Source organism: Exiguobacterium sp. s75, from assembly GCF_018617145.1.
GTDB classification, from domain to species: domain Bacteria; phylum Bacillota; class Bacilli; order Exiguobacteriales; family Exiguobacteriaceae; genus Exiguobacterium; species Exiguobacterium profundum.
This window is the reverse complement of record NZ_JACSJQ010000001.1, coordinates 75141-92753: the sequence shown is the minus strand read 5'-3', so window position 1 is coordinate 92753 and position 17613 is coordinate 75141. Positions and strand designations below refer to the sequence as shown.

The window sequence follows — 17613 nt, the reverse complement described above, 5'->3', positions numbered from 1 at the left end:
GAGCCATCCTTGTCGAGATACTGGTCAATCGATTAGAGGCGGTCACGCTCATCGCGACGCGTGTGATCATGATCGCGGTGACGAAGGTCATCATCCCCTTCGATATGCGCTTCTTCTTTACGCAACGTCTCACGTACCTCTTCCGTATCTTTGACTTTTTCTTTGCCTACGACAATTTCTTCGGCCACGACATCTTTTTTCGTCACATTGACACGTTCTTCCGTGACTGGAACGCGAATCTCATCACGTTCTGTCGTCGCATCATAAGAATGTCCTGTCGCTTCACGGTCTCCGTCGACGCGGCGGCGTTCAACATACACTTCGTCGCGCTCTACTTCAACGTCCACGCGTTCTTCACGTTCGACGACATCTTTATCGACGCGAACTTCACCGGTTTGCACACGTTCCTTGTTCACAAGGAGACGCTCTTCGTGCAACTCGAGTTTCTGTTCGTCCGTCAAGTCCGTACGGTTACGGATGTCTTCGTCCATATCATTTAAACGGTTAGCGCCAATCCCAGCCCCAGTTGTGCCAAGGTTATGAGCAGTCGTGTTACCTGCCTCATTCCCTTCTGAACCATAACCTGCTGATGTGCGACCGCCCTCGAACGTATCGTTACGACCATTATCGAACACGCCGTCATTCGTATCTAACAAGAGAACCATGCCACCGTTCTCGATGTCTTGATGGTAGCGCGCTGTCTCTTCTTCTGAAAAACCGAGTTTATCAAAAGTGTGACGAACTTCATCTCCTTCGTCTGCTACTCCGAAAAAGCGATCAAGCCATGACGCTTTCGTTTCTTTTACTTCTGCATCCGTTGAACCTTGAACCATTGAAAGGTTCGATTTATCTTTCACTACTACGTATAAATCATCTTCGCGATGCCCTTGAGCACGAAGCTCATCAATTTTTGAAACAAGCTCTGACTCCTGATAGTAAGTACCTACATAACGTTTGTTATCCATGATTGTATCTCCCTTTCAAATTTTTTATTTTTTGGTTGTTGGTTTGGCAGATTCACAACAATCTGCTATTTGAACCGGTAATGTGAATGTTCCCCCACGCTTTCTTTTCAAGCACTGTTTTCACATTTGTAATCTTTATGTAATATTATGACTTTTGACCGATTGATTATTCTACTATTGTATGCGTCTAATTTTTGTACAAAAAAATTCTTCCACAGGATGCGGAAGAATTTCGTTTAATCGACGACTTCTGTTTTCTTTTTCTGACCACATGATTGTCGAACGACTAAATAGTGCGGAACGATGACGCGTTTCCCATAAGGTGGAGCGTTATCACTGATTTGTTCGATCAAACAGTTCGTCGCCTCGAAACCGAGACCGAAGATGTTAATTTCGACCGACGTGAGTGGCGGGTTCGAGTGTTCCGCGATATACACGTTATTGAAACTGACGACCGCGACGTCCTCTGGGATTTTGAGCCCCATCTCGCTTAATGTGCTGATGACGCCGAGTGCCATCATATCGTCACTGACAACGACGGCTGTCGGTGGTTCCTCATTTTGTAACAGTTCACGCACGGCCTTCGCGCCGCCCTTCGTCATGAATTCAGCCCGGGCGATGTAATCTTCGCATACCGGGATGCCTGCTTCCATGAGGGCCGTCGCGTACCCGTTCCGACGATCTTGTGTGACGGCGAGTTTATCCGATCCCCCGATGAAGGCGATGCGACGATGACCTAAGTTATAAAGGTGTTTCGTCACTTCACGACCAGCCAAATAGTTGTCCGTATCGACGTAAGTGATGGAAGAAGCGTCCCCGAACGGCTTACCGACCACGACGAACGGAAACTTCGTTTGACGTAAGTATTGGACGACTTGGTCGTCTTCACGTGAATAAAGAACGATGACACCGTCGACACGGCGTCCTTGTACCATCTCGATCACACCGGACAAAACTTCTTCTTCTGTCACGCCGGTCGTCATATAAAGCGAGTATCCATTCTGGTGCGCCTTCGTGCTAATTCCTCGTAGCACTTCCGGGAAGAACGGGTTTTGAAGCGTCTTTGTTGCCGCGCTCGGCATGACGAGACCAATCGACTGCGTCGAGCGGTTAGCGAGACTTCTCGCATGAATGTTCGGATGATACCCGAGCTCTTCCATGGAACTTCTAACCCGTTCTTTTGTCTTTTGACTGATTCTTGGGCTGTTGGCGATGACGCGAGAGACTGTCGACGGCGCGACGTTCGCGTGCTTCGCCACATCTTTGATTGTGATTTGCATGGTGTTCCCCCTGCTTCCGTGAGTTCGATTCGTGCCTTGCGGCGTTTCATGTCTTTATTTGCGGCGCTTCCACATGACCAAACCAGTCAAGAAAATCGGAATCGTAACGACGAGCAAGCCCATCATCCACGGATTGACCGAAGATTCCTCAACGATGTAAGCGTTCGCACTTTCACCAGACAGTTCAATTGTAAACGTTCCGCGCTGATCTGTGACCAGTTGTGAGAATAAAAGACCACGAAGTCTCGTATCTTCCCCGATTTCACTGACATCAATCTCAATCTCCCGATCGTCACGATTCATGTTGATCGCATAGAGCGCGACGTCATCTCCGTCTTTCCGTTCGAAGACGGCCATCCCGTCTTCTGAGGCGATCATGCGCTGCTCTCCTGTCGCAAAGACCGGATATTCTTCCCGCATGCGGTTCATCGTCGCGACGTATTCGTGCAACTCTTCATTTCCCGGGAATTCCGTCATGACACGGTTCGCCGGGTCGGTTCCACCGGTCTGCGCATTTTCTGTTCCTTGGAAGACGATCGGCATACCAGGTGACGCATAAAGCGCGAACAACCCGAGGCGTAATCGTCGTTCCGCTGATTCCACACCGCCGAGTTCCGCCATATGCATGAAGCGTTCGACATCGTGATTATCGAGGAACGTCGCCATCTGGTTCGGGTCGTTGAAGAACGTTTCGGCATAGCTTGCGGCAACGTCAATCTCATCGACGTTCGCTTGCTGTTGCGTCATCGTTTTCGACACCCGGTCATAAAACGTAAAGTTTGTGATGCTGTTGAACCCGAGATCGTCATATTGCGCGACGTATTGCGGGTCTGGGTCGAACACTTCGGCGAGTAAGTAAAAGTCTGGGTCGACCGACCGCACACCTTCGACAAAGTCTTTCCAGAACGCTTTATCGACGTGACGAACCGTATCGAGGCGATAGCCGTCGATGTCTGTCTCTTCGATCCAGTACTTCGCCGCGTCAATCAAATACGATTTGACTTCCGGATCCTCTGTTTTGAAGTCAGGTAAGTCGAACAACCAGTGCGTCTCGACTTGCTCCTGGTCTTTCCAAAATACAATCGGTAACTGTTCATGGAACCATTCCGGCTTTTCTTTAACCCACGGGTGGTTCGGACCGACATGGTTGACGACGAAGTCGAGAATGACTTTCATGTCGCGCTTGTGCGCTTCCTGAACGAGTTCCTGTAAATCCTCTTTCGTCCCAAACTGTGGGTCGATGTTATAAAAATCTTTAATCCAATACCCGTGATAGCCGTCCGGCATATTTTCAAAAACGGGTGTCAACCAAATCGATGTGAAGCCGAGTGATTCGATATAATCGAGCTTCTCGATGACCCCACGGATATCGCCTCCGTGAAACGCTTTCGGATCATCTTTGTCCACCTGTTCATTGTTGTCCGGATTCCCGTCAACAAATCGGTCGACCATAATAAAGTACATGCGTTCTTGTTCCCAAGTAGCGGCTTCCTTTGCCCCGACGACGGTCGGAAACAAAAGAAGCGACAGGAGCACGAGCACGACGCCTCGCCTCATATCGCTTCCTCCTTTTACGAGTATTATCCTTTCGTACCACCCGCTGTGAGGCCAGAAACGAAGTAGCGTTGGAACATGAAGAACAAGATAACGATTGGAAGGGCCGAAAGAACCGCACCTGCCGCGAATAACGTGAAGTTATTATCGAACTGTTTCGAAATCATGTTGTAAAGGCCAACTGCCAACGTTTGTTTCTCTGGTGAACGAAGGACGAGCGATGCCAAGATAAAGTCGTTGAATGGTCCCATGAAGTTAAAGAGAGCAATCGTTGCGACAATCGGCTTCGCGAGCGGCAAGATGATTTGCCAGAAGATTCGGAGGTGACCGGCACCATCCATGCGGGCTGCTTCGTCAAGTTCTTTCGGAATCGTGTCGAAGTACCCTTTCGCCAAGTACGTGTTCATCGGAATCGCACCACCCGCATAGAGCAAGATGAGCGCTGTATGTGTGTCAAGAAGGTTGAGCATGTTGAGCAATACATAAATCGCGATGATCGCAACGAACTGTGGCACCATCTGAAGGACGAGGAACAAGACGAGCGAGTTCTTCCGTCCGACGAAGCGGTAACGTGAGAAGACGTATCCGGTAATCGTCACCAAGACGACAGAGAGTGCCATCGTGATGAAAGCGATTTTCAACGTGTTCACATACCATAAACTATAATCCGAAATCGTTAGGTCAAACAAGTTTTTGTAGTGAATAAACGTCGGGTTCGACGGAATAATCGTTGACGTAATCGTACGCCCCGGGTTGAACGATGTACCGACAACCCAAAGCATCGGATAGAGAATGATGATCGACGCAAGCGTCAAGATGACATACGAGATCGCCAAATTGATTCGTTTTTGTTTTTTCATATCAGATCATATCCTCGTCTTTGAAAGATTTTGTCCGACGGAACTGGATCACGGCAAGTGTCATGATGAAGAATGACAGGATGAGTGTGATCGCAGCCGCAAGTCCGTATTGCGGGTTGGCACCGAGAGACAATTTGTAAATCCAAGAAATTAAGATGTCGGTACCGCCGGCCGTTTGTCCAGGTACAGCAGGGCCACCGCCATTAAAGAGATAGATGATGTTGAAGTTGTTGAAGTTGAACGTGAACTGCGTGATCAAGATCGGTGCTGTCGCGAACAAGAGCATTGGCAATGTGATCAAGCGGAACTTGTCAAAGATTGTCGCTCCGTCAATCGTCGCCGCTTCATACAAGTCACCAGGAATCGACTGAAGCACACCCGTCATGAGCGTCATGATGAACGGGAAGCCGAGCCACCATTGAATGAGAACGAGTGCCGTACGTGTCGCTGTCGGGTCGGTCATCCAGTTGACCGGGTCAAGACCGAGTGCCGGCAAGATTGTCGTATTGAACACCCCGAACGATTCGTTGAACATCGAGCGGAAGATCAAGATCGTGATGAATGCTGGGACCGCCCATGAAAGAATCAAGATCGAACGGAACAAACGACGGAAGCGAAGTCCTTCTTGGTTCAAGAGTACCGCAAGGAAGATCCCGATTGCGATGACACCTGTCGTTGAAGCGACCGTCCAAACAAGCGTCCAGCCGAGTACGCCGACGAACGTGTCACGGAAAATATCGATTTCAAAAATACGTGTAAAGTTCTCGAATCCGACCCATTCGACGAGTTTCGCTGGTGGTGCGTTGTTGTAGCGATAGTTCGTAAAGGCGATCAAGAACGTAAAAATCAATGGAAGAATAACGGTAAACACTAACAAAATGAGTGATGGGATTAACATTAAGTATGGGAATCCATGGTCACGCAAGTTGCGAAGTTGCATTTGGAACGATGGAAGGTTTAGATGCTGATCACGAGCGCGACCGACACGATAGGCGTCACGAATGTTCCAAACATAGAACGCGATTCCGAAGAAAAGTAAAATTAACGCGACAATCCCCTCGACCATCAAGAAGATGGAGTGGTCGTTACGAGGTCCTGGCACTTCACCAAGCGTGATCAATCCCCAAAGTCCTCCACGGTCACCTGGTCCGGCGCCCGCCCCTTTGAAAAATAGATCATAGTTTACGGCAAAATAAGATACGACGACGATAAAGAACGCTACCGCCTTCGCGTATTGTTTGTTGTATAACTGTCCGAGTCCCGGAATGATGGAAAGTAGTCCCGCGTTCCGAGCATGGTTTGTAGGCTTGTCCGGGCGTTGGTCCGGTGATTTAGGGTTCGCAATTGCAGCCATCCTCAGTTTCTCCTTTCGATTTGAGCAAATCAATCAAGCAAACGTTTGCTCAATGCTAGAAAATGATGGGGAACGCCATGTGACGTACCCCTTCATCTCAATTCCTTATTGGTTGTTCGCTTGGATTTGTTGTTCGATGACTTTCACTGCATCGTCTGCAGATTTTTGTGCATCTTGTTTACCAGTTGCTACAAGCTGAAGTGCTTGTGCCATTGGCTCCCAAACTTGTCCCATTTCAGGAATGTTCGGCATTGGGATTGCGTTTGTTGCTTGGTCGAATACCGCTTTCGCAACTTCGTTCGACGTGATTGTCTCGTTCGACTCGAGTGCTGCTACTGGCGGGATCTCGTTGTATGCTTCAAACATTGCCAATGCGTTTTCTTCATTCGTCAACTCTTGAAGGAACATTTCAGCCCACTCTTGGTTTTCTGTGTAAGCTGAAAGGGCATATGTTTTCACACCCATGAACGTCTTGATTGGCTCACCGTTCGGAAGTGTTGGCATTGGAGCCGCTCCGAGGTTCACGCCTGCATCTGTGTAACCAGCCACAGCCCATGGTCCGTTCATGACTGAATGAGCTTTCTTCTCAGTGAAGAGTTGGTCCATCGCTTGGCCACCAGACTCACCGATCAACCCTTTAGGGAAGAGGCCTTCTTCGTACCATTTACCGATGTATTCGAATCCTTCAACTGCGCCTTCGTTGTTCAAACCGATATCCGCTGGGTCGAGTGCGCCACCGTCTTCTTTGAACACGTATCCGCCGAATCCAGCGACAACACCATGTGCGAAGTAGAAGTTATCCCAAAGTGCGAGGAATCCGTACTGCCCGTCAGCTTTCACATCGTTTGATAACTTGTAAAGGTCGTCCATAGATGCTGGAGCTTCAGCCATCAAGTCTTTGTTGTACATGAGAATTGGTGTCTCAACTGATTTTGGATATCCGTAAGCTTGACCATCGTACATGACAGCTGATTTCGCAGCGTCTGTGAACGCGTCAAGCGATCCTTCGTCAGCGATTGGAGCCAAGTGACCTTGGTCTGCGATTGTACCGATCTGGTCGTGTGGTACGAGCACGATGTCTGGACCTTTTCCAGCTGGACCGTCAAGCGCAAGCTTGTCTTTTTGGTCTGTCATCTGTACTTCGACAACTTCAACTTTTACGCCATGCTCTTCTTCGAACGCCTTCGCAACTTCTTTCGTTGTTTCAGACTTTTCGATGTCTTCCCAGACGACGATCTTTTCAGGTTTGTTCTCGCTTGAAGAACCACCTTCGTTAGAAGATCCGTTGTCCGTTCCGCCACCACATGCAGCAAGTGCACCGAATGCGAATACTGCTGTTGAAAGTCCTGCTACCATTTTTTTCATCTTCATGATGAAAAACCTCCCCAAGGAAATAGTATGGTCAGATTTGCGCAATCGCACGACCACGTCAATTTTAAAACTCCGCTACGAAATTGACATGGTAGTGAAAACGTTTGCATCCTCACCTCAATTTTTATTATACAGTTGTGAAAGCGTTTTACAAGTCTTTTTTTACACTTTTTTTACGTCTGTTGACCCATTTATGTAATTTTCAAATGTTTGTTCTTAAATCTTCACTTTTTATGCGTTTCAGCAATTGACAAAATGTAAACGCTTTATTAACCTTTGCTTGAGCAAACGTTTTCGCAACATCTGTTCTCATGGATTCCCGATGTTGTAAAATGATGTCATCCCCTATAAAGAAAGGAATGTTTTCCTTATGATGAAAGAAGCGATTTATCATCGTGCCATGTCCCCGTTCGTCTACAAATATGATCGTGAGACGATCCATATTCGTTTCCATACGAAGCGAGGCGATATCGAGTCGGTCGATTTGATTTGGAACGACCCATATGATTGGCACGCTGAAGACCCAGCCATGTGGAACTTCGATCCGGACAAGCCGAGCTACTGGCGTACATACGAGACTCCAATGGAGAAGATCGGGTTTGACGACGCCTATGACTATTGGTTCATCGCTATCAAACCGCCGTTCCGACGTCTACGTTACGGTTTCCGTTTGAATGATGGACAAGAGACGGCCGTCTACACTGAAAAAGGATGGTTCGAGGAGAAGCCGCTCGATGATACGGGCTACTACTTCTGTGTCCCATTCATCAACCCGATCGATATCTTCCATGCACCGTCCTGGGTGAAGGATACGGTCTGGTATCAAATCTTCCCGGACCGTTTCGCCAATGGCGATGCTTCACTCAATCCTGAAGAGACGCTCCCATGGAACTCGACAGAGCCGACGACGACAAACTTCTTCGGTGGCGACTTCCAAGGAGTGATCGACCATATCGATCATTTAGTCGAACTTGGGATCACCGGCATCTACTTCTGCCCGATCTTTAAAGCGACGACGAACCATAAGTACGATACGCTCGACTATATGGAAATCGATCCGCAGTTCGGGACGAAAGAGAAATTTAAAGAGATGGTCGATCTCTTGCACGAGAACGGCATCAAAGTCATGCTCGACGCGGTCTTCAACCATGTCGGATATCATCACCCATGGTTCCAAGACGTCGTCGAGAACGGGCCATCTTCTGAGTATCGCGATTGGTTCTATCTTCGCGAGTTCCCGATTGCGACAGAGCCGAAGCCGAACTACGACACCTTCGCATTCGAAAAGAACATGCCGAAGATCAATACAGAGCATCCAGAGTTAAAAGCCTACTTATTAGATGTTGCCCGTTACTGGGTCGAAGAATTCGGTATCGACGGGTGGCGTCTTGACGTCGCTAACGAAGTCGACCATGCGTTTTGGCGTGACTTCCGCACGGCGGTCAAAAATGCGAACCCGGAAGCCTACATCCTCGGGGAGATTTGGCACGACGCACAGCCTTGGTTACAAGGTGACCAGTTCGATGCCGTCATGAACTACCCGTTCACGAATGCGAGCTTGAACTACTTCGCCCTCGACCGGACGACCGCTTCGGAGTTCCGTAACGAGCTGACGCGTGTCGAGATGATGAACACGATGAACGTCAACGAAGTCACCTTCAACTTGATCGATTCGCACGATACACCTCGTGCGTTGACACGGGCGAAAGGACATAAAGGCAAGTTCAAACTCTTGATGACGTCGATGCTGACTTATACAGGTAGCCCATGTATTTACTACGGGGACGAAATCGGACTTGAAGGCGAACAAGACCCGGGTTGCCGTCGCTGTATGCCATGGGATGAAGCCGAAGAAGACCGTAACCTCTTCCGCTACATCCAAAAGCTCATCCAGCTTCGTAAGGACCACCCTGTGCTCGCAAATGCCGGCTCGTATCGCTTCAACCTGGTCGACGATGCGAACAATGCGGTCATCATCGAGCGGTGTACGAAAGATGAGACATACTTGGTTTACTTCAACAACTCAGACTCTGCTTCGAAACTGAATCCGCTCGGTTATACAGGAGCAGCCACGGACCTCTTGCATGACCGCGACCTCGACTCACTCGAAATCGAACTGGCGCCATTTAGTGCTGCTATTCTGAAATTGAAATAAATTCGAAAATCACCTGATTTCTTCGGGTGATTTTTTTGTTGAAAATAATTTAGCAAACCCCTTTCTTTTTCATTTCATAAGGAGTAAGATGACCTTTGACATTTTTATAAAACAAATAGTTAACAGAAAGAATTATAGAGAAAAGGGAGAATACACTACATGCAGACGAAACAAACGGAACAGCTCACCCTGTTCAAACTGTCGTGGCCGATTTTCATCGAACTTGCCCTCCATATGGGAACCGGGATCATCGCCACATTGATGCTCGCTCACTACTCAGACGCCGCCGCCTCAGCCGTCGGGGTTGCCAACCAAATCTTAAACGTGTTCTTGATCGTCTTTAGTGTGACGTCTGTCGGGGCGACCATTTTGATCGGTCAGGCCATCGGGGCTGGGCGCATGAAGAAGAGTCGTGACTTCGCCCGCTCCGCCGTCAGTTTGAACATGTGGCTCGGTGCGATCATGGTCGGCGTCATCTTCTTGTTCGGCGAAACGTTCTTACGCCTGTTCGGTCTATCGGACGAACTGTTTGCACACGGGTTGTTGTTCCTGCAAATCGTCGGCTTGTCGTTATTCACCGAAGCACTCATCATGGCGCTCAGTTCGATCCTCCGGAGTCACGGGATGACGAAACACGCCATGCTCGCGACGCTTCTGATTGATATCATCACCGCCATCGGTGCCATTTTTGCCGTTACCGGCTGGTTTGGCCTTCCGGTCACAGGCGTTGCCGGTGTCGCTTGGGCCATCGTGATCGCACGATTCGCCGCTATGGTTCTCTTGTTCTGGCTCGTCAAACGGAAGCTCATGATCCGCTTCCCGTTAAAAGAAGTGATTCGTCCGAAGAAAGACGACATCCAGTCACTCCTTCAAATCGGTGTTCCTTCTGCCGGGGAGAACTTGTCGTATCAGGCATCCCAAATTATCATCACTGGATTTATCGCGACGATGGGCGAGGCTTCCCTCGCTGCTCGGGTGTACGTGATGAACTTGTCGATGCTTGCCTTCTTGTTCACCGTCGCCGTCGCGCAAGGGACCCAGCTTTTGATCGCACGGGATATTGGAGGGAAACGTTTTAAAGAAGCCTATCATCGTGCCGTCAAGACCTTGAAGATTGCCATGTTCGCTTCGTTCGTCGCCTCTCTCGGTTTAGCGGTGTTCAGCGAATCGCTACTCGGTCTCTTCACGTCAAACCCTGACATCATCGCGGTCGGTGTGCCAATCTTATGGGCGACGCTCATTTTAGAGCCGGGTCGCGCCATGAACATCGTCTTGATGGGGTCATTGAAGTCTGTCGGGGACGTCCGCTTCCCGGTCATGATCGGAATTGCCTCGATGTGGGGCGTCGCCGTGGCGTTCAGCTACTTGTTCGGTCTTCAAATGGGACTCGGCATCCTTGGGATTTGGCTCGCCTTCTCCCTCGATGAGTGGTTCCGCGGATTCTTCGCGTTCCGTCGTTGGAAATACGGGACATGGCAACAAAAAGGCTTCCAGTTCGAAGCAAAATCAACCACGTAAAAAAGCGGCCGCAGCCGCTTTTTTCATTTCATCAAGAATGCCTGCATCGCTTGGCGGTGCACGTCCGTGTCCCCACACTTCCGTTGCCATTCGATTTCTTCATTCAATCCATCCTCAAATGAAGCGGCTCGCATGAGCGCCTTCATCCCTTGAACAGCGACCGGTGATTTCGCAGCGAGTGTCTCCGCATATGAAGTCAATCGCTCCGTATACATCGCATCTTCCACGAGCTCGGTGACGAGCCCGAATGAACGCGCGGCCTCCGAGTCAATCGTACTGCCACTCCAGAGCCAATCTAACGCAAGGTCGTCGCGCATGAGTCGACGCAGGTGATATGGACCGCCCGCATCCGCGACCAACCCGATTTTAATGAACGCCGAGCTGAACTTCGTCGACTTGGCAACGATTCGAACGTCTGCCGCGAGTGCCAAGCTGAGCCCTGCTCCAGCCACGACACCGTGAATCCCTGCGATGAGCGGTTTACGACTTGAGAAAAGTGCACGTACGAGCGGATGATACACGTCTTCTAAATATTCCCCATAGTCCGCATCGCTCTCGATCGTTAAATCTTGTCCGGATGAGAACGCTCGTCCCTCACCGACAAGGACGATGACGCGAACGGCGTCGTCCTGTTCAAATGTGTCGATTGCCGTTTTCATTTCACGAAGCAACGTCTCGTTCAAGGCGTTTAGCTTTTCAGGTCGGTTCAGTTTCAACCACCCTACCCCATTGTGTGTCGTCAATTGAATCGTCTCCACTTCCATTCCCCCTTCAAAATGAATCACTGTTCATTTCTTCGTCATTGCTTCAAACTCCTTCCTTTACTGAAAAGTTTTTTGAAGTTCAATTGCCGGGAAGTTGGTTGATTTGCTATTCTAAAAGGAGTCGGTCACGAAAGGATGAGTCAGATGCAACTGACAAACGCCGCTCGGCAACTGAAACAGAAGAAGATTCCGTTCACCTATCATACGTATGAAGTCGATGACACCGATGTCTCAGCTAAACATGTGGCGATGACATTGAATAAACCGCTCGACGAACTGTATAAAACGATTTGTCTCATGAACGAGAAAAAGCAATATGCCTTCTTTCTCATCTCTGGAGAGCGTGACATCGATTTAAAAGCAGCCGCTAAAGCTTGGGGGGCGAAGAAAGCATCGACCGTCCCGATGAAAGAGCTCGAGACATTGACCGGTTATATTCGAGGAGGAGTCTCTCCGATTGGGGCGAAGAAGCCGTTCCCTGTCTATCTGCACGAAGCAGCTCAAGACAGAGAGACAATCACCATTTCTGCTGGAAAACGCGGCTATCAAATCGAATTAACACCTGAAGATTTACTGCAATTTACAAACGGGCACTGGTTCAGCCAATGACCTTACTGGGGGCAAAATTATGTGGAAAGAACGTATCCGTTCGTGGGTCCCAAACTCCTTTACGTTCGGAAATTTATTTTGTGGTGTCGTCGCCATCGTCTACGCCGCACGTGGTGACTTCTCAAACGCCACACTGTTAATCATCATCGCGATGATGCTCGACAGTTTAGACGGGCGCCTCGCCCGTATGCTCGGGGTCGCTGGCGATTTTGGGAAAGAATTGGACTCACTCGCTGACATCGTCACGTTCGGGGTCGCACCGGCGATGCTCGCTTATTACACCTTCTTTATTGATTACGGCAATTATGGATTGTTTTTTGCGGCACTTTTCCCGCTATTCGGTGCCTATCGCCTGGCTCGCTTCAATTTATCAGCGACAAACGTTGCAGCGAGTTACTTCTCTGGTGTCCCGATCACGGCCGCCGGGGGACTTCTCGCTGTCATCACAACGTTCGGTGACCGCGTCAGTGAACTGTTGACACCGATTTTCTTCACAGGGCTCGCCTTGTTGATGGTCAGCCGTGTTCGCATCCCGAGTTTTAAAGATGTACCATTGCCACGTCACTCGTTCATCATTACCATCAGTCTCGTCTATGTGACGTATATGATGTTCGCACGTTGGAAAGAATGGCCGACATTTTGGTTCATCGCCATCCCGTTCTATGTCTTATTCATCGCCTTTTCGTTCGTGAAAAGACGAAAACGGATGGCCAATTGAGAGTCTCGTTCAGCGAGGCTCTTTTTTGTACATGCATTTGTTAGACGAAGACTTCGATGAGCTTTAGAATGAAAGAAGAGGTGATGGAATGAAAGTGTATCCGTTTATTTGGAAATGGTTTATTGTTTGGTATTTCATTGGGTTGATTTTAGTTGGATTCGACCTGCTTCCGCCTTGGCTCGAGTGGGCAAACCCCGTCTTTTTATGGCTAGCCGGGGCGATTGGTGGAACGATTCTTTATCAAGGGATTCGACAAGGAGCTTGGATTGTTCCGTTTATTTTCTTCGGTTCAATCGCTGTGGAGACATTCGGCGTGAAGACGGGATTCCCGTTCAGCGAATACGTCTACGCTGAGGCGTTCGGTCCGACAGTGTTTGGAGTCCCTGTCACTATCGGTGCGGCATGGCTTGCCGTGATTGGCTCTAGTTTTGCCGTGGCCCGTCTCTTCCCATTCCGCCACAATATTTTATGGCTCGTTCCGATTCTCGCTGTATGGCTCGATATGGCAATCGATCCCGTAGCGGCAAACGTGAAAGGCTACTGGGAATGGGCGAATGACGGCTTGTACTATGATATCCCGACACAAAACTTTATCGGTTGGTTCGGGTTATCCCTTATTTTCTCATGGTTGTTACAGCGTCACGAACGCGCTGTTGATTCCTTGTTCATCCGGCACGGCGTCTATTTGTTCGTCATGCTTCACGCACTCTTCGGTGTCACGGCTGTCAATGCAGGTCTCTATGGCATCGGGCTCCTCAGCATCCTCACATCCGGAGTGATTCTACTTGAAAGGAGGGGGCGCGATGATCGAGTCACACAAAAAGAAATGGTTCAATAACCTGTTCTCGACGTTCGTGCGGGAACGTCAAATACGTCCCACCTTCCATAACATTTATATCCGAACGGACGACGTTCCGACCCCCGGATTATTTTTAAGTACACATAGCGCGTGGTGGGACGGTCTCATCATGTATATGATCAATGAACATTTTTTACGACACGATATTCATGTGTTGATGGATGAGGATGGACTACGTCGCTTCCCGTTCTTTCGACACCTCGGTGCCTTCTCGGTGAAAAAAGGAAGTCTCTCCGATGTACGGGTCTCACTGGCTTATGCGAATGAATTGCTCGCGTCCGGGAAATCCGTCTGGATGTTCCCTCAAGGACAAGAGATGCCACAGGAACTTCGACCTGTCGAAATCGAGTCTGGCGCGACGTTGTTACTGAACGACCGCCCCGTCCAATTATGCGCCATGTACTATTCGTTTGAGAACCATGCGGAACCCCTTGTATATGTCCGCTTTCGAACAGTAGTCGTGACGTCGACGACACGACGAGCTCAGAAGCAGGAAATCGCGCAAGCACTTGAAGCGCTCTATGACGACGTGCGACAAGACGCCATCATTCGGTCTGATGCCTATGTGCCGCTCTTTCGACCACGTCGTAATCTTGCTGAATGGACAGAAACGATGTTCCGACTTGGGAGGGGACGTTCATGATCTTATGGCTGCTCACCCTCTCGATGTTTATCTTTACCCTAATCAATCTTTCGTTCTTGAGACCGCTCGCCGACCCAGGACGCACACCGGCGACAGCCGTCTGCATCCCGATGCGCAATGAGTCGCGTCACGTCGATCGACTGATTTCAAATTTAAAGCAGGCGATACCGGATGGGACTCATGTTTATATCTACGAGGACCGCTCCGAGGATGATACATATGAAAAATTGAATCGCGCAATCGGTAACGATACCCGTTTTACCGTCATCCAAGGTGTTCCTTTGCCCCATGACTGGGCCGGAAAAGTTCATGCTTGTCATCAACTAGCATCACGCACGACTGAACCGTATCTTCTCTTTTTAGATGCGGACGTCACGATCGATTCGAGTTTTATCGCCCGCATGCATGCCACGCTCGCTCGAGAGCAGGCCGTCTTTTTATCAGGTTTCCCTCAATTTCCGACATCCACATTTCTCGGGAAATTGTTGATTCCGATGCAACACGTGCTCATCGCCCAACATCTGCCTTTGTTTTGGCGTAAAGTGAAACACCCCGCATTTGCCGCGGCGAATGGCATGAACGTACTCGTCGAGCGGAACAGCTACGAGGAAGTTGGCGGACATGCTGCTATTCGAACGTCGTTGATTGATGATATCGATTTATGTCGAACGTTCAAACGTCATCAAAAAGTCACGTCACTCGTTCAAGTCTCCCCGTTCATCTCCTGCGACATGTATGAAACGAATGAAGAAGTGTGGACCGGGTTTTCAAAGAACGTATTCAAGGGAATGAATGAATCAGTAGGACTCGCCTTGTACTTCATGACATATTACGGCATCCAGTTGACGGCTATGCTCGCTTGGATCTTTTCACCGAGTTGGCAGACGATTAGCGCAGCGATTTTCGTGCTCCTCGCGCGTCTCGCTGTCGATCTGAAATCAAATGGGTCCGGTACATGGTACCATCCACTCAGTTTAATCGCTTACTTGACCTTACTCGGGAATGCCGTCATTCGTAAATGGAGACGGTTGCCCATCACGTGGAAAGGTCGTCACTATTCCTAAGCAGACGTCTAAAGGGGGACAATTGTATGAAACAAATCATAGTGATTGGGGCTGGTCTCGGTGGACTAAGCGCCGCCGTCACGCTCGCAGCACGAGGTTATGACGTCACGGTCATTGAAAAGAATCAACATGTCGGTGGCAAACTCATGCCCATTATAACCGACGGTCACCGGTTCGACTTTGGTCCAAATACGATCACGATGCCGGATGTATTTCGTTCAGTCATTCGAAATAGCGGGGCCAATCCGGATGACTATTTTGAGTTAATCAAGCTCGATCAACATACCGTCAACCACTACACAGACGGGTCATCCTTCACGTTCAGTGCCGATCGGGCAAAACTTGAGGTCGAAGTACGGCGTTTGACCGGTGACCAGTTGAAACACAATCAGATGCGTGCCTATCTAGATGAAGCGGAAAAGCTGTTCGACATTGCGAATAAGCGCTTCTTCACACAAATGGACACAAAGTTGGATCCCGGTCTTTGGGCGGACATGGTCAAAGTGCATCCACTTCAAAGTTTGCACGCCCTTCACAAGAAGTATTTCAAGGACCCACGCATTATTCAGGCGCTCGACCGCTATGCGACGTACATTGGTAGCAGCCCATACGTGACACCAGGTACGTTCGCCCTTATCGCACATTTGGAATTGAATGAAGGTGTCTATTTTGCGAAAGGTGGAAACTGGAATATCGCAAAAGGGTTCGCCAAACGGGCGAGCGAACTCGGAGTGACGTTCCGACTCGGTCATGAAGTGACGAAAATTGATGTGTTGAACGGAAAAGCACATGAGGTCGTCGTCGATGACCAAGAAGTCATCTCGTGTGATGCCGTTCTTCTCAACGGTGAACTCTTGACGCAATACCCGCGACTCGTTGACGCGAAAGACCGCCCATCTTTCCCAGTCCCGACACGCGATACCGTCGAACCTTCGATTTCCGCATTCGTCATGATGGTCGGATTGTCCAAACGATTGAATTTGGCACACCATAACGTCTATTTCTCAGACGACTATGAAAGGGAATTTAAAGCACTCTTCCAAGAAGAGCGGTATGCGGACGAGCCGACAATCTATATTTCGAATTCTTCCGCCACCGATCCGTCGATGGGCGAGGCAGGAGACAACCTGTTCATCCTCGTCAATGCTCCGGCACATCTGACCGAAATTGATGCAGATACGTATGAGCATTTGATTCGCAGACGCTTACGTATGTTCGGTGTGGATTGGGAAGAAGAAGAGGTGCTCTACCATAATCGGGTGACCCCACAAGATTTGACCCGTGATTTTTATGCGTACTATGGGGCACTTTATGGCACATCGGCCAACTCGAAAAAAGGAGCGTTTTTCCGTCCTGCACCGCGGTCGACAGACGTATCGAACATCTGGTTTGCTGGTGGTTCGACTCATCCTGGCGGTGGCAGTCCGATGGTGACGCTTTCAGGACAATTCGCTGCACGCTCGATGTTAGAGGACATACCTCTGACAATATGAACATTTTGTGAACGCGAGTTTCGACACTTGTCGACAATTGAAAGACGTGATAATATCATATTCGAGTTCAAGCAGTTCTGTAACGTTTGTTACACCTGTAGCGATCGAATGGCTTCCCCGAGCCTCATCGCGTTTTGAACTTGTCACACCCGAGAAAAAGTGATGAGCGAGTTTCCCCACTCGTATCCCGTAGTCGAGACAGCTTGCGTATGATGTTCCCCTTTAGTCCATCAAGCATCCTGTTTCGACGAAGATGTCCCAACTGATTCATTCCCCATGAATCCCGGCACATCTTTAGGGCTTCATCACAAACCGATTCATTCATTTCCCCGATGAATGAATCACATAACGCTTACGCCACTTTTGGTCCCCCGCCAAAAGTGGTTTTTTTGTACGCAAAAAACTG

The 17613-nt window shown here is 49.3% G+C and carries 15 protein-coding genes; 8 read left to right on the top strand and 7 right to left on the bottom strand.

The features are described 5' to 3' along the window. Positions 1-32: 32 nt before the first annotated feature. The 6 genes from KNO68_RS00480 to KNO68_RS00455 form a co-directional block, all read right to left on the bottom strand. Complete coding sequence (locus tag KNO68_RS00480; protein WP_078146453.1) at positions 33-965, bottom strand: YsnF/AvaK domain-containing protein; 933 nt, start codon at positions 963-965, stop codon at positions 33-35. Positions 966-1201: 236 nt separating this feature from the next. Continuing rightward, entirely contained in the window at positions 1202-2245 is a 1044-nt protein-coding gene (locus KNO68_RS00475; protein ID WP_078146452.1) for a LacI family DNA-binding transcriptional regulator, read from the bottom strand. Positions 2246-2299: 54 nt separating this feature from the next. After that, positions 2300-3802 carry an alpha-amylase family glycosyl hydrolase gene (locus KNO68_RS00470; RefSeq protein WP_214689326.1) on the bottom strand — a complete coding sequence of 501 codons (1503 nt, stop codon included), beginning with the start codon at positions 3800-3802 and terminating at the stop codon, positions 2300-2302. A gap of 23 nt (positions 3803-3825) precedes the next feature. After that, positions 3826-4659: a sugar ABC transporter permease gene (locus tag KNO68_RS00465; protein ID WP_015880984.1), complete on the bottom strand. Its 834-nt coding sequence runs from the start codon at positions 4657-4659 to the stop codon at positions 3826-3828. Between the two features lies 1 nt (position 4660). Next, on the bottom strand, positions 4661-6013 hold the full coding sequence (locus tag KNO68_RS00460; protein WP_015880983.1) for a sugar ABC transporter permease: 1353 nt from the start codon (positions 6011-6013) through the stop codon (positions 4661-4663). A 105-nt stretch (positions 6014-6118) separates the two neighbouring features. After that, positions 6119-7384, bottom strand: coding sequence for an extracellular solute-binding protein (locus tag KNO68_RS00455; RefSeq protein WP_078146451.1), 1266 nt, complete (start codon positions 7382-7384; stop codon positions 6119-6121). Between the two features lie 370 nt (positions 7385-7754). Here KNO68_RS00455 and KNO68_RS00450 point away from each other — a divergent pair, with 370 nt between their 5' ends. Both KNO68_RS00450 and KNO68_RS00445 read left to right on the top strand, forming a co-directional pair. After that, positions 7755-9539 carry a glycoside hydrolase family 13 protein gene (locus KNO68_RS00450; RefSeq protein WP_078146450.1) on the top strand — a complete coding sequence of 595 codons (1785 nt, stop codon included), beginning with the start codon at positions 7755-7757 and terminating at the stop codon, positions 9537-9539. A 159-nt stretch (positions 9540-9698) separates the two neighbouring features. Further along, positions 9699-11057, top strand: a complete 1359-nt coding sequence (locus KNO68_RS00445) for an MATE family efflux transporter (protein ID WP_215111901.1) — start codon at positions 9699-9701, stop codon at positions 11055-11057. Between the two features lie 23 nt (positions 11058-11080). On the opposite strand, the gene KNO68_RS00440 is transcribed toward KNO68_RS00445, so the two are convergent. Then, positions 11081-11821, bottom strand: coding sequence for an enoyl-CoA hydratase/isomerase family protein (locus KNO68_RS00440; protein WP_240499870.1), 741 nt, complete (start codon positions 11819-11821; stop codon positions 11081-11083). Between the two features lie 144 nt (positions 11822-11965). Between KNO68_RS00440 and ybaK the strand changes: the two genes are divergently transcribed. The 6 genes from ybaK to KNO68_RS00410 all read left to right on the top strand — a co-directional run bounded on the left by ybaK (position 11966) and on the right by KNO68_RS00410 (position 17207). Next, the gene (gene ybaK, locus KNO68_RS00435) at positions 11966-12430 is read left to right on the top strand and encodes a Cys-tRNA(Pro) deacylase (RefSeq protein WP_159561895.1); all 465 of its coding nucleotides are present in this window, start codon (positions 11966-11968) and stop codon (positions 12428-12430) included. Positions 12431-12449: 19 nt separating this feature from the next. Next, positions 12450-13148, top strand: a complete 699-nt coding sequence (gene pssA / locus KNO68_RS00430; protein ID WP_074037646.1) for a CDP-diacylglycerol--serine O-phosphatidyltransferase — start codon at positions 12450-12452, stop codon at positions 13146-13148. An 88-nt stretch (positions 13149-13236) separates the two neighbouring features. Further along, positions 13237-13986: a carotenoid biosynthesis protein gene (locus KNO68_RS00425; protein WP_214758423.1), complete on the top strand. Its 750-nt coding sequence runs from the start codon at positions 13237-13239 to the stop codon at positions 13984-13986. Then, positions 13952-14650 (top strand): lysophospholipid acyltransferase family protein, encoded by a 699-nt coding sequence (locus KNO68_RS00420; RefSeq protein WP_214758425.1) that lies wholly within the window; start codon positions 13952-13954, stop codon positions 14648-14650. Before KNO68_RS00425 ends, KNO68_RS00420 begins: the two co-directional genes overlap by 35 nt. Continuing rightward, positions 14647-15714 carry a glycosyltransferase family 2 protein gene (locus KNO68_RS00415; RefSeq protein ID WP_214685851.1) on the top strand — a complete coding sequence of 356 codons (1068 nt, stop codon included), beginning with the start codon at positions 14647-14649 and terminating at the stop codon, positions 15712-15714. The genes KNO68_RS00420 and KNO68_RS00415 overlap by 4 nt, the downstream gene beginning before the upstream one ends. 26 nt (positions 15715-15740) lie before the next feature. Continuing rightward, on the top strand, positions 15741-17207 hold the full coding sequence (locus tag KNO68_RS00410; RefSeq protein WP_214685849.1) for a phytoene desaturase family protein: 1467 nt from the start codon (positions 15741-15743) through the stop codon (positions 17205-17207). The last annotated feature ends 406 nt before the right edge of the window (positions 17208-17613 follow it).